At 71.8% G+C, this 13,694-nt stretch carries 9 protein-coding genes and 1 pseudogene; 5 read left to right on the forward strand and 5 right to left on the reverse strand.

From position 1 onward, the window contains the following. Positions 1 to 418: 418 nt before the first annotated feature. Positions 419 to 1,414, reverse strand: a pseudogene (locus tag GTW67_RS07050) (ADP-ribosylglycohydrolase family protein); the annotation flags it as partial. Between the two features lie 231 nt (positions 1,415 to 1,645). Between GTW67_RS07050 and GTW67_RS07055 the strand changes: the two are divergent. From GTW67_RS07055 to gltD, 3 genes are all read left to right on the forward strand, one after another. Then, entirely contained in the window at positions 1,646 to 2,377 is a 732-nt protein-coding gene (locus GTW67_RS07055) for a VIT1/CCC1 transporter family protein (RefSeq protein ID WP_161163940.1), read from the forward strand. 431 nt (positions 2,378 to 2,808) lie between these two features. Then, positions 2,809 to 7,353 carry a glutamate synthase large subunit gene (gene gltB / locus GTW67_RS07060; RefSeq protein WP_161163941.1) on the forward strand — a complete coding sequence of 1,515 codons (4,545 nt, stop codon included), beginning with the start codon at positions 2,809 to 2,811 and terminating at the stop codon, positions 7,351 to 7,353. After that, on the forward strand, positions 7,346 to 8,809 hold the full coding sequence (gene gltD / locus GTW67_RS07065) for a glutamate synthase subunit beta (protein WP_161163942.1): 1,464 nt from the start codon (positions 7,346 to 7,348) through the stop codon (positions 8,807 to 8,809). The genes gltB and gltD overlap by 8 nt, the downstream gene beginning before the upstream one ends. Before the next feature lie 102 nt (positions 8,810 to 8,911). Here gltD and GTW67_RS07070 read toward each other — a convergent pair whose 3' ends face one another. Beyond that, a complete protein-coding gene (locus tag GTW67_RS07070) occupies positions 8,912 to 9,814 on the reverse strand; it encodes a chitosanase (protein WP_346010584.1) in 903 nt (300 codons plus the stop codon). Next, positions 9,811 to 10,740, reverse strand: coding sequence for a rhomboid family intramembrane serine protease (locus GTW67_RS07075; RefSeq protein WP_161163943.1), 930 nt, complete (start codon positions 10,738 to 10,740; stop codon positions 9,811 to 9,813). The genes GTW67_RS07070 and GTW67_RS07075 overlap by 4 nt, the downstream gene beginning before the upstream one ends. A 144-nt stretch (positions 10,741 to 10,884) precedes the next feature. On the opposite strand from GTW67_RS07075, the gene GTW67_RS07080 reads away from it, so the two are divergent. After that, positions 10,885 to 11,613 (forward strand): vWA domain-containing protein, encoded by a 729-nt coding sequence (locus GTW67_RS07080; RefSeq protein WP_161163944.1) that lies wholly within the window; start codon positions 10,885 to 10,887, stop codon positions 11,611 to 11,613. A 13-nt stretch (positions 11,614 to 11,626) separates the two neighbouring features. On the opposite strand, the gene GTW67_RS07085 is transcribed toward GTW67_RS07080, so the two are convergent. Both GTW67_RS07085 and GTW67_RS07090 read right to left on the reverse strand, forming a co-directional pair. Then, on the reverse strand, positions 11,627 to 12,262 hold the full coding sequence (locus tag GTW67_RS07085) for an SIMPL domain-containing protein (protein WP_161163945.1): 636 nt from the start codon (positions 12,260 to 12,262) through the stop codon (positions 11,627 to 11,629). A gap of 27 nt (positions 12,263 to 12,289) precedes the next feature. Then, positions 12,290 to 13,183 (reverse strand): hypothetical protein, encoded by an 894-nt coding sequence (locus GTW67_RS07090; protein ID WP_161163946.1) that lies wholly within the window; start codon positions 13,181 to 13,183, stop codon positions 12,290 to 12,292. Positions 13,184 to 13,304: 121 nt separating this feature from the next. Here GTW67_RS07090 and GTW67_RS07095 point away from each other — a divergent pair, with 121 nt between their 5' ends. Next, positions 13,305 to 13,643, forward strand: coding sequence for a chorismate mutase (locus GTW67_RS07095; RefSeq protein WP_161163947.1), 339 nt, complete (start codon positions 13,305 to 13,307; stop codon positions 13,641 to 13,643). Positions 13,644 to 13,694 lie beyond the last annotated feature (51 nt).

Genomic DNA, 13,694 nt, shown 5'->3' on the forward strand with positions numbered 1-13,694 from the left:
GCCCACCGGGCGCCGAGCCACGCGGGCCCGGGGACGCCGGCCCGGCGTCACCGCCGCCCGGGGGCCGGTCGGCGGCGTCACCTTCCGGGGGCCGGTCGGCGAGGTCGGTGCGCGTGGTCCGGTCGTCGGCGTCGTCTCGCGCGGGTCGGCCGGTGGCGCCGAGCCTCTTGGTGCGGTCGTCTGCGGCACTCTCTGGGGGCCGGTCGGCGAGGTCACCGCGCGGGGGTCCGCCGGTGGCGCCCAGCCTCGTGGTCCGGGCGTCGGCGGTGCCGGCCAGGGGCCGGCCGTCGGCGGTACTGCCCAGGGCCCGTTCGTGGGCGGTACTGCCCAGGGTCCGGCCGGTGGCAGCGCCGCTCAGGGGCCCGGCGTCGGCGGCGTCGCCCGTGTCACCGTCGGTGGTGTCACTCCCCGTGGCCCGGTCCGCTGGGATCAGGAGGTCCGCGATGTTCAGGACGTGGTGGCCTGCCATCGCCGGCAGGCAGGTGCCGCGGGCCGGGCCGATGGCTGCGGCCCACTCGGGCGGGATGGCGGAGACGCCACGGCTCGCGCCGGCCAGCGCGCCGGCCACCGCCGCCGTGGTGTCCGCGTCGCGCCCCATGTTCACGGCCGTCAGCACCGCGTCCGTGAAGTCCCCGTCGGCCGCCGCGAACGCCCCGAAGGCGAGGGCGACCGCCTCGGGGGCGAGGTCCGTCCACGGGTAGCCGCCGATGACCACCGCGGAGCGGACCGCGCGTTCACCGAGGTGGGCCGCCGTCATCGCGCGGCGCAGACAGCGGGCCGTCCACGAGTCGTCCGGGACGACGGCCAGCGCCGAGGCCACCACCGCGACCGCCGGCGCCCCCGTCATCGCCGCCGCCACCCCCGCGGCCACCGCCTGGCCGCCGTAGATGCCCTCGCCGTCGTGGCTGACCGAGCCGTCGACCGCCACCAGGCGGGCCGCCTCCGCGGGACGCCCGGCCGCGAAGACCCCGTGGGGCGCGGCCCGCATGGCCAGCCCGTCGCTCCAGGCGTGCCGGTGCTGGGCGGAGATGGGCGCGGCGAGACCCCGGCGCAGGTTCTCCAGGGTGCCGCGCTCGCTGAAGCCCGCGCCCCGGAAGGGGCCCTCCTCCCGGTCCGCGATCCACTCGTGCCAGGCCGCCTCCACATGGGCCGGGGTGAGGGCGGAGCCGTGCCGGGCCAGCAGCAGCCCCGAGAAGATCGCGTACTCCGTGTCGTCCGTGCCGGACGGCCGCTCCGCCACGTAGCCCGTGATGCGGCCCCAGCGGGCGCGGATCTCGGAGGGCTTCATGTTCTCGGCCGGCGCCCCGAGGGCGTCCCCGACGGCCAGTCCGAGCAGGGCGCCCCGGGCCCGTTCGCGGAGTCCGACGGTGTCCCCGGACGCGGGGGCCGGGGAAATGCGGGCGGTGGATGCCACGGCCTCTCCTCTCCCTTTGCGGATGTGTCCCCGGTGCGGTGCGCCGCGCAGCCTCACGGGCCCCAGCGTCACCCGGTCGCCATCTGCGCGGCCAAGATCACGGATGAGCGCGAAACGGTAAAACCGCAGGTAAGCCCAGCCTTTCCTTGCTGGCGGGGCAGAAATGATCGGCGTAGATTGGGTGTTGTTAAAAAGTAGAAACGATCCAAACTAGCGATCCGGGGGGCCCGTATGGCCATCATCGAGACCGAGGCGACGCTGCACGAGGCGCACCGCGACAACCACACCCACCGGGATGTGAACGGCGGCTGGCTGCGCCCCGCCGTCTTCGGCGCGATGGACGGCCTGGTCTCCAACCTCGCCCTCATGACCGGCGTCGCGGGCGGCGCCGCGGGCCAGCACACCATCGTGCTCAGCGGCCTCGCGGGCCTCGCCGCCGGCGCCTTCTCCATGGCCGCCGGCGAGTACACCTCCGTCGCCTCGCAGCGCGAACTGGTCGAGGCCGAGCTGGACGTGGAGCGCCGGGAGCTGAAGAAGCACCCGAAGGACGAGGAGGCCGAGCTGGCCGCGCTCTACGAGGCGCGGGGCGTCGAGCCCGACCTCGCCCGCGAGGTCGCCCGGCAGCTGTCCCGCGACCCCGAGCAGGCCCTGGAGATACACGCCCGCGAGGAACTGGGCATCGACCCCGGCGACCTGCCGTCCCCGCTGGTCGCGGCCGTGTCCTCGTTCGGCTCGTTCGCTCTGGGCGCCCTGCTGCCCGTCCTGCCCTTCCTGCTCGGCGCCAGCGCGCTGTGGCCCGCCGTGCTGCTGGCACTGGCCGGCCTGTTCCTGTGCGGTGCCGTGGTGGCCAGGGTGACGGCGCGCAGCTGGTGGTACAGCGGCCTGCGGCAGCTCACCCTCGGTGGCGCGGCGGCCGGTGTGACATATCTCCTGGGCAGCCTGTTCGGAACGGCCGTAGGATGACCCGGCTCGTACTTCTATGCGGCGGACCGCATAAGTAGTCGTTACTCACTGGTTTCGAGTGCGTGACCACCGGGCATGAGCCGTAAGCGCTGCGGGCAACGACGCCTGCCGTGCACGCGCGGAGTGGGCGACGACGCTCCCTCCGCCCCCCGGACCGACGGACACCGACCTGTCCGCCTCGGTCCCCACAGCCTCCGTCGCCGGGATCGGACACCCCGTCCGGATCCCGCGTCGTCCGCATGGTGGAACGGATTATCCCGCTTACCGAGAACCGCTCCATCATGTAACCTGCACCAAATTTTGCACTCCAGCAGAGGGCCAACGTCGTCCCTCGGCAACTTGCCACATGCCACCTGACGACGACGGGAGAGCCGATGCGTACGCCGCGCCAGCCGTCCCAGCATTCCGCGAATGGCCAGAACTGGTCCTTCATGGATGCTCGCCCTGCTGCGCAGGGTATGTACGACCCCCGCAACGAGCACGACGCCTGCGGCGTCGGCTTCGTCGCCACTCTCACGGGCGAGGCGTCCCACACCCTGGTCGACCAGGCCCTCACCGTGCTGCGCAACCTCGAGCACCGCGGCGCCACCGGCTCCGAGCCCGACTCGGGCGACGGCGCGGGCATCCTCTCCCAGGTGCCGGACGCCTTCTTCCGCGAGGTGGCCGGATTCGAACTGCCCGAGGCCGGGTCGTACGCCGTCGGCATCGCCTTCCTGCCGGTCGACGGGACCGAGGACGCCGTCACGCGGATCGAGACGATCGCGGCGGAGGAGGGCCTCACCGTCCTCGGCTGGCGCGAGGTGCCGGTCGCCCCGCAGATGCTCGGCGCCACCGCGCGTTCGACCATGCCGGTCTTCCGCCAGATCTTCGTCACCGACGGCACCTCGCAGGGCATCGCCCTCGACCGCCGCGCCTTCGCGCTGCGCAAGCGCGCCGAGCGCGAGGTCGGCACCTACTTCCCGTCGCTGTCCGCGCGGACCATCGTCTACAAGGGCATGCTGACCACCGGCCAGCTGGAGCCCTTCTTCCCGGACCTGTCCGACCGCCGCTTCGCCTCCGCGATCGCGCTCGTGCACTCCCGGTTCTCCACGAACACCTTCCCGTCGTGGCCGCTCGCCCACCCGTACCGCTTCGTCGCGCACAACGGCGAGATCAACACGGTCAAGGGCAACCGCAACTGGATGGTCGCCCGCGAGTCCCAGCTCGTCTCCGACGTCTTCGGGTCCTCCCCGGACCTGGAGCGGCTGTTCCCGATCTGTACGCCGGACGCCTCGGACTCCGCCTCCTTCGACGAGGTCCTGGAGCTGCTGCACCTCGGCGGGCGCTCGCTGCCGCACTCCGTGCTGATGATGATCCCGGAGGCGTGGGAGAACCACGACTCCATGGACCCGGCCCGGCGCGCCTTCTACCAGTACCACTCCACGATGATGGAGCCCTGGGACGGCCCCGCCTGCGTCACCTTCACCGACGGCACCCAGGTCGGCGCCGTCCTCGACCGCAACGGTCTGCGCCCCGGCCGCTACTGGGTCACCGACGACGGCCTCGTCGTCCTCGGGTCCGAGGTCGGCGTCCTCGACATCGACCCGGCGAAGGTCGTCCGCAAGGGCCGCCTCCAGCCCGGCCGCATGTTCCTCGTGGACACCGCCGAGCACCGCATCATCGAGGACGACGAGATCAAGTCCGGGCTCGCGGGCCGGCAGCCGTACGCCGAATGGCTCGAAGCCGGCGAGATCGAGCTGTCCGACCTGCCCGAGCGCGAGCACATCGTGCACACCCACGCCTCGGTCACCCGCCGCCAGCAGACCTTCGGGTACACCGAGGAGGAGCTGCGCGTCATCCTCGCGCCGATGGCCAAGGCCGGCGCCGAGCCGATCGGCTCCATGGGCACCGACTCGCCGATCGCCGCGCTGTCCGAGCGCCCCCGGCTGCTCTTCGACTACTTCACGCAGCTCTTCGCGCAGGTCACCAACCCGCCGCTGGACGCGATCCGCGAGGAACTGGTCACCTCCCTGCGCAGCTCGCTCGGCCCCCAGGGCAACCTGCTGGACCCGACGGCCGCGTCCTGCCGCAGCGTGTCCCTGCCCTTCCCGGTCATCGACAACGACGAGCTGGCCAAGCTCATCCACATCAACGCCGACGGCGACATGCCCGGCTTCAAGGCCGCGACCCTCTCCGGCCTGTACCGGGTGCACGGCGGCGGCGACGCGCTGGCCGCGCGCATAGAGGAGATCTGCGCCGAGGCCGACGCCGCCATCGAGAACGGCGCCCGGCTGATCGTCCTCTCCGACCGCCACTCGGACGCCGAGCACGCCCCGATCCCCTCGCTGCTGCTCACCGCGGCCGTCCACCACCACCTCATCCGCACCAAGCAGCGCACCCAGGTGGGCCTGCTGGTCGAGGCCGGCGACGTCCGCGAGGTCCACCACGTCGCCCTGCTCATCGGCTACGGCGCCGCCGCGGTCAACCCGTACCTGGCGATGGAGTCCGTCGAGGACCTGGTCCGCGCCGGCACCTTCCTCCAGACCGACGACGGTGAGCCCGAGCAGGCCATCCGGAACCTGATCTACGCCCTCGGCAAGGGCGTCCTCAAGGTCATGTCCAAGATGGGCATCTCCACCGTCGCCTCCTACCGCGGCGCCCAGGTCTTCGAGGCCGTCGGCCTGGACGAGGGCTTCGTGGAGAAGTACTTCAACGGCACCGCCACCAAGATCGGCGGCGTCGGCATCGACGTCGTCGCCAAGGAGGTCGCCGCCCGCCACGCCAAGGCCTACCCGGCCAGCGGCATCGCGCCCGCGCACCGGGCGCTGGAGATCGGCGGCGAGTACCAGTGGCGCCGCGAGGGCGAGCCGCACCTGTTCGACCCGGAGACGGTCTTCCGCCTCCAGCACTCCACGCGCGCCGGCCGGTACGACATCTTCAAGAAGTACACCGACCGCGTGAACGAGCAGTCCGAGCGCCTGATGACGCTGCGCGGCCTGTTCGGCTTCACCTCCGGCCGGCAGCCGATCCCCGTCGACGAGGTCGAGCCCGTCTCCGAGATCGTCAAGCGCTTCTCCACCGGCGCCATGTCGTACGGCTCCATCTCCCAGGAGGCGCACGAGACCCTCGCCATCGCCATGAACCAGCTGGGCGGCAAGTCCAACACCGGTGAGGGCGGCGAGGACCCGGAGCGCCTGTACGACCCGGCGCGCCGCTCCAGCATCAAGCAGGTCGCCTCCGGCCGCTTCGGCGTGACCTCCGAGTACCTGGTCAACGCGGACGACATCCAGATCAAGATGGCCCAGGGCGCCAAGCCCGGCGAGGGCGGCCAGCTGCCCGGCCACAAGGTGTACCCCTGGGTCGCCAAGACCCGGCACAGCACCCCCGGTGTCGGCCTGATCTCCCCGCCGCCGCACCACGACATCTACTCCATCGAGGACCTGGCCCAGCTGATCCACGACCTGAAGAACGCGAACCCGCAGGCGCGGATTCACGTCAAGCTGGTCTCCGAGGTCGGCGTCGGCACGGTCGCGGCGGGCGTCTCCAAGGCGCACGCGGACGTCGTGCTCATCTCCGGCCACGACGGCGGCACGGGTGCCTCGCCCCTGACCTCGCTCAAGCACGCGGGCGGCCCCTGGGAGCTCGGCCTCGCCGAGACCCAGCAGACCCTGCTGCTCAACGGCCTGCGCGACCGCATCGTCGTCCAGACCGACGGCCAGCTCAAGACCGGCCGCGACGTCGTCATCGCCGCGCTGCTCGGCGCCGAGGAGTTCGGTTTCGCGACCGCGCCGCTCGTCGTCTCCGGCTGCGTCATGATGCGCGTCTGCCACCTGGACACCTGCCCGGTCGGCATCGCCACCCAGAACCCGGTGCTGCGCGACCGGTTCTCCGGCAAGGCCGAGTACATCGTCAACTTCTTCCGCTTCATCGCCGAAGAGGTCCGCGAGATCCTCGCCGAGCTGGGCTTCCGCTCCATCGAGGAGGCCGTCGGCCACGCCGAGGCCCTCGACGTCACCCGCGCCGTGAACCACTGGAAGGCGCAGGGCCTCGACCTGGCCCCGCTCTTCCACGTCCCCGAGCTGCCCGAGGGCGCCGTGCGCCACCAGGCCGTCGGCCAGGACCACGGCCTGGAGAAGGCCCTGGACAACGAGCTGATCAAGCTCGCCTCGGACGCGCTCGGCGCCACGGACGCCACCGACGCCGCGCCGGTGCGCGCCCAGGTCGCCATCCGCAACATCAACCGCACGGTCGGCACCATGCTCGGCCACGAGGTCACCAAGAAGTTCGGCGGCGCGGGCCTGCCCGACGACACCGTCGACATCACCTTCACCGGCTCCGCCGGCCAGTCCTTCGGCGCCTTCCTCCCGCGCGGCATCACGCTGCGCCTGGAGGGCGACGCCAACGACTACGTCGGCAAGGGCCTCTCCGGCGGCCGCGTCGTCGTCCGCCCCGACCGGGGCGCCGACCACCTCGCCGAGTTCTCCACCATCGCCGGCAACACCATCGGCTACGGCGCCACCGGCGGCGAGATGTTCCTGCGCGGCAAGGTCGGCGAGCGCTTCTGCGTCCGCAACTCCGGCGCGCTCGTCGTCTCCGAGGGCGTCGGCGACCACGGCTGCGAGTACATGACCGGCGGCCACGCCGTCGTCCTCGGCGAGACCGGGCGCAACTTCGCGGCCGGCATGTCCGGCGGCATCGCCTACGTCGTCGACCTCGACCCGGACAACGTCAACGCCGGCAACCTCGACGCCGTAGAGGCGCCGGACGACGCGGACAAGGAGTGGCTGCACGACGTCGTGCGCCGCCACGCCGAGGAGACCGGCTCCACGGTCGCCCAGAAGCTGCTCGCCGACTGGCCGGCCGCCGCGGAGCGCTTCAGCAAGATCATCCCCCGTACGTACAAGGCAGTGCTCGCCGCCAAGGACGCCGCCGAGCGAGCCGGTCTCTCCGAGACCGAGATCACCGAGAAGATGATGGAGGCGGCGACCAATGGCTGATCCCAAGGGCTTCCTGAACCACGGCCGCGAGGTCGCCAAGACCCGGCCCGTCCAGGAGCGCGTCAAGGACTGGAACGAGGTCTACGTCCCCGGCTCCCTGCTGCCGATCATCAGCAAGCAGGCCAGCCGGTGCATGGACTGCGGCATCCCGTTCTGCCACAACGGCTGCCCCCTCGGAAACCTCATCCCCGAGTGGAACGACTACGCCTACCGCGAGGACTGGGGGGCCGCGCAGGAGCGCCTGCACGCCACCAACAACTTCCCGGAGTTCACCGGCCGCCTGTGCCCGGCGCCGTGCGAGTCGGCGTGCGTGCTCGGCATCAACCAGCCGCCGGTCACCATCAAGAACGTCGAGGTCTCGATCATCGACAAGGCGTGGGAGACCGGGGACGTCGCCCCGCAGATCCCCGAGCGCCTGTCCGGCAAGACCGTCGCCGTCATCGGCTCGGGCCCGGCCGGCCTGGCCGCCGCCCAGCAGCTCACCCGGGCCGGCCACACCGTCGCCGTCTACGAGCGCGCGGACCGCGTCGGAGGCCTCCTCCGCTACGGCATCCCCGAGTTCAAGATGGAGAAGCGGCACATCAACCGCCGCATAGAGCAGATGCGCGCGGAGGGCACCCGCTTCCGCACCGGCGTCGAGATCGGCCGCGACCTCAAGGCGACCGACCTGAAGAAGCGGTACGACGCCGTCGTCATCGCCGCCGGCGCCACCACCGCCCGCGACCTGCCGGTGCCCGGCCGCGAACTCCAGGGCATCTACCAGGCGATGGAGTACCTGCCCCTGGCCAACAAGGTCCAGGAGGGCGACTACGTGGCGCCCCCGATCTCCGCCGAGGGCAAGCACGTCGTCGTCATCGGCGGCGGCGACACCGGCGCCGACTGCGTGGGCACCGCCCACCGCCAGGGCGCGGCCTCCGTCACCCAGCTGGAGATCATGCCCCGCCCCGGTGAGGAGCGGAACCCGGTCGCCCAGCCGTGGCCGACCTTCCCGATGCTCTACAAGGTCACCAGCGCCCACGAGGAGGGCGGCGAGCGCGTCTACGCCGTCTCCACGACCCACTTCGAGGGCGACGAGGACGGCAACGTCCAGTGGCTGCACATGAGCGAGGTCGAGTTCATCGAGGGCAGGCTGACGCCGAAGCCGGGCACCGAGCGCAAGATCCCCGCCCAGCTGGTCACCCTCGCCATGGGCTTCACCGGCACCGACCGGGAGAACGGCCTGGTCGACCAGTTCGGCCTGGAGCTCGACGAACGCGGTAACATCGCCCGGGACGCCGACTTCCAGACGAATGTGCCGGGTGTGTTCGTCGCCGGTGACGCCGGCCGCGGCCAGTCGCTCATCGTCTGGGCGATCGCCGAGGGACGCTCCGCCGCACGCGGCGCGGACCGCTTCCTGACCGGAGCCAGCGACCTGCCGGCCCCGATCCGCCCGACCGACCGCGCCCTCGCGGTCTGACGGACGGAACAACCACACAGTCGTCCCGCACAAAGGCGTGCGGAACACTGATGGCGCCTGCCCTGTCCCCGACCGGACGAATGGGCAGGCGCCGTCGCATGTTCAGCGCACCTTGTAGGTGTCCCCGTACATCTCCCACACCAGCGGCGTCTTCAGATCCATGTTCCCGGCCTTCAGGAACCGGCGCTGGGCCGTGTCGACGCGGGAGGTGTCGATGTCCGGCCGCTTGGCCAGCATCGCCTCGTGCCGGACGTCGAGGAACGCGTTCAGATACGCCTTCTCGGACCCGCCGTCGGCCGGTGTCTTCACCTTCTTCATCGCCCGCTCGCGCAGGCTGTAGAAGCCGTCCGCGTCGCTGTCGGGGCCGTGGAAGACCATCGCGTCGAAGTAGACGAACTGGCCCAGCGTGCCGAGGCCGTCCAGCTTGGCCAGCCGCACCGACGGCTGGAAGTAGACCCGGTCGCGCTCCTCCTCCTGGGCCTTGCGGAACTCGGGAAGCCTCGCCTCCGCCTCCCACGCGGCCGTGAAGCCGGGGTCGAGGCCCTCGTGGGAGTCGGTGCCGTCGACCTGGCGCAGCGCCGGCAGGTACTTCGCCAGGCCGTTGTCCGGGTGGTCCTCGGTGTAGTGCTCGACCAGGGCGAGCAGGTCGTGGGTGCCGGTGCAGTAGCCGATGATCCCGGCGGTGTAGCCGTCACCCTGCCCGAGGTCCTCGATGGTGCCGTAGGCGCTGCGCCAGTCCGTGGTCGAGTTCTCCGCGCTGGACACCAGCTGCTGCGCCAGCTCCTTCTTCGCCGGGGCCGCGAGCCCCGGCGGCAGGTCGGCTATCAGCTGGTCGTCCGCCTCCCGCTCCTGCTCGGCCCGGTCCTTGGCGTCCTCGCGGGAGGACTGGGTGGTGGCCGTGGGCGGAATCACCGGGGCGTCGGCCGAGTCCGTCGGCATGAGGAAGTACACCCCCGTGGCGACCACGGGGACGGCCGCGAGGAGCAGCACACCGGCACGTTTCACTGGGGAATACCTCCACCTGACAATTCCGACACCTTGACCGCCGCCGACACCGCCAGCAGCACCACCACACCCGCACACGCGCCCGCCTGCACCAGCGTCCGGCGCCCGTCGCGGGGCGCGTACGCGAACGCCGCAGCCACCGCCCCGCCCGCCAGCAGACCGCCCAGATGCCCCTGCCACGAGGTGAGGCCCGCGGAGATCAGCAGCCACAGCAGCAGGAACGCCATGAAGCGGTTGACGGGCGCCATGTCCGCGCCCAGCCGCCGCGCCAGGACGTAGTACGCGGCCCCGAGGCCGAAGACCGCGCCCGAGGCGCCGAGCGAGGGCTGGGCGGGGTCCGCGAGCAGCAGCTCCAGCACGGAACCGCCGAGCGCCGCCAGCACGTACAGGACGGCGTACCGGACGCGGCCGAGCATCGGCTCCACCACCCGGCCCAGCTGCCACAGCGCGGCCATGTTCATCACGATGTGCAGCAGGCCGAACGTGCCCTCGGTGGGCTCCAGGTGGAGGAACGCGCTGGTGAGTATCCGCTCCCACTCGCCGGCGACCACACCCTCGGCGCGGAAGCCCTCCGGGAACACGCTCTGGTACACGTAATGGCCACCGTCCGGCCCCGCCAGACGCGCGCCGACCATCGAGAACCGGTCCACGATCCCGGGGCGCACCAGCTCGCCCAGGTAGGCGAGGACGTTCAGACCGATCAGGACGTACGTCACGAGGGGCGTCGCCGAGACCCGGCCGCCGACGATCGTCCGGGCCTGCCGCACCGACCGCGCGCCCTCCCTCACGCACTCCGGGCAGTGGTGACCCACCGCCGCCTCGCGCATGCAGTCGGGGCAGATGAAACGCTCACAGCGGGTGCAGCGGACATGACACTCCACCGCGGGATGGCGGTAGCAGGTCGTGACGGTGGACTCGGAATCCACGGCCGGCTCCTCGGGACGGACGGACGGTGAGCCGGTGGGGACGGCGGCGAACAAAATATCGAACATCTGTGGAGCAGCTGAGAGGCGGGGTCCGCACTGCCGTACGCTCGGCAGCCAGTCGCCGCCGCACGAGGGGGAGTCCGCATGGCCGCGATCAGTCTCACCAAGGTGCAGGAGACCGCGCCCGCGCTGGTCAGCCTGTACAAGAGCGCCGGTGTGTCCCTGACGAAACACGGGCTGGAGGGCACGCGGGCCGCCGTGTACCTCGTCGTCGACTACTCGGGCTCGATGAAGCCCTACTACCGGGACGGCACCGTCCAGGCACTCGCCGACCGGGTGCTGGGACTGTCCGCGCACCTCGACGACGACGGCACCGTGCCCGTGGTGTTCTTCTCCACCGACGTCGACGCCGTCACGGAGATCGCCCTCGCCGACCACCAGGGACGCGTGGAGCGGATCGTGGCCGGCCTCGGGCACATGGGGAGGACCAACTATCACGTGGCCATGGATGTCGTCGTCGATCACTACCTCGACAGCGGCGCGCGTGATCCCGCCCTGGTCGTCTTCCAGACGGACGGGGGCCCGACCAGCAGGCTCGCCGCCGAACGCTATCTGTGCAAGGCGGCACGGCTCCCGCTGTTCTGGCAGTTCATCGGCTTCGGCGACCCGGACAGCCGCCAGTTCGAGTACCTGCGCAAGCTCGACGAGCTGGCCGTGCCGGACAAGCGGGTGGTCGACAACGCCGGGTTCTTCCACGCGGGCCGCGACCCGCGCCGGATCTCCGACGCCGAGCTGTACGACCGGCTGCTGGGGGAGTTCCCCAAGTGGCTGGTGGCCGCACGCGCCCAGGGCATCGTGCGGCCACGGCACTGACGGACCGCGCAGGTCAGCGTCTCAGTGAGTAGCCCAGTACCACGCCCGCCGAGACCTCCACCATTCCCGGGGCCAGGTCTCCGGACGAGTCGCCGCCGCCGCTGCTGTGGCCGCGGTACTGCGGGCCGGACTCGGCGTTCACGTCCTGGATGTGCACCACCGGGCCCAGTCGCACGTCCGCCGCCTCCGCGTACACCTCGGCCTTGCGGCGGGCGGCGGCCACGGCCCTGCGGCGGGCCTCGTCGCGCAGCGCCGCCTTGTCGTGGACGTCGAACTCCACCCGGTCGATCCCGTGCGCGCCCGCGTCGACCGCGTCCACGAGCAGCTGCTGAAGACCGTCCAGCGCCTCCGTCCGCACCGCGTACGACGCCTGGCAGCGGTAGCCGAGCAGCTCGCGCTCACCGTTGTAGCCGCTGTACTCCGAGCTGAGCCGCAGCCGGGAACCCGACACCTCCGTGTCCGGCACTCCGTGCCGGCGCAGCACCTCCCGCAGCCGCGCCACCGCCGCCCCCGCCTCACCGAACGAACGGTCCGGCGACGGCGCCAGCACATCCACCGTCAACCCCACCCGCACCAGCTGCGGTTCGGCCCGCACACTGCCCGCACCGAAAACACTGAGCCCCCAGGGCTCCCTGATCATCTCCGTCATGCGGGCATTGAAGCAGCCGCCGCCCGCCTACGTGTCGCACTCCAGTACCGTCCGGCACAGCCCGCACCGCGCCCGCACCCGCCCCCGCACGGGCACCCCGATCCGCTGGTGGCACGTCGGGCAGGAGAACGACACCCGCAGCGGCCCGCGCGCATCAGGCAGGAACGCGTACGGGGCGTCCGTCACCGGAGCGGCGTGCGGATCCAGCGCGTGCCGCCGGTCCCGGGCGTACCGGCGGCGCCCCGCCCACCCCGCCGCCGTCAGCGGCGGCTGCTGCTCGTCCCTGCGCGCCCGCGCCATGCCCTTGGCGTACGCCGTGACGGCCTGCGGACTGGTGAACCACACCTCGGGATCCTCCCCGAACAGCAGCGCCCGCTTGGCCAGCACGTACCCGAACTCCTCCGGCGTCAGATACCCCAGCTTCTGCGACGACACCGCGTCCTCCCGGTACGCGTCAAGGAGCAGCCACCCCGCGCCCAGATACGCCGCCGCCGTGTCCGTGAGGATCTCGTTGTCCCGCGTCCCCGGGAAGGACAGGTCCAGGCGGTGCAGGTACACGTGCATCACCTCGTGCGCGAGGGCCGCCCCGATGTCCCGCCGATGCGTGCGGAAGCGGTCGTTCAGCTCCACGAAGTACTCCGGGCCCGCCGCCAGCTCGACATGGGCCGCGTGCGTCATCTCCCGGAAGGAGACGATCATCCGGGCGTCCGGCAGCCGGTAGTGACGCACCAGCTCGCGGGCCACCCGCTGCGTCCCCAGATACAGGTCGTCCGTGTCGCAGAACGCCACGTCGGCCGGGGCCACGCTGGCCGAGAACGACTGGACGGTGTCGTACGACAGACGCCTGTACAGCGCCGTGACGGCGGACCGCACCGTCTCCAGGTGCGGGAAGCCGTGCTCGACCGGACCGCCGTTCGCCACGCCCGTACCCCCAAGACGCCTGATCCTGCCTCCACTGTACGAGCCGCGACCGACACGCCGTGCCGTTCACGGCCTGAGACGGTGTGCGGCGCCCCGCGGGCCGCCCGTAGGGTGATCGCCCATGACCACCAGCAACACCGGTACCGGTGCCGCCGACCAGGCCGTCCGCGAGGAGCTGGCCCGGCTGCGGGACAGCATCGACAACATCGACGCGGCCGTCGTCCACATGCTCGCCGAGCGCTTCAAGTGCACCCAGCAGGTCGGCCACCTCAAGGCCCGCCACCAGCTGCCGCCCGCCGACCCCGCCCGCGAGGCCAAGCAGATCGCCCGGCTGCGAGCCCTCGCCGAGAGCGCCAAACTGGACCCGGCCTTCGCGGAGAAGTTCCTCAACTTCATCATCGCGGAGGTCATCCACCACCACGAACGCATCGCGGAACACACGGACAACGGCACGGCGTAGCTGCGGGCAATCGTGCCGCAGGGCGGCACGGGTGGGCGCAGCGGCACCCCG

The sequence above is a fragment of the Streptomyces sp. SID5910 genome (genome assembly GCF_009862125.1).
Taxonomy (GTDB): domain Bacteria; phylum Actinomycetota; class Actinomycetes; order Streptomycetales; family Streptomycetaceae; genus Streptomyces.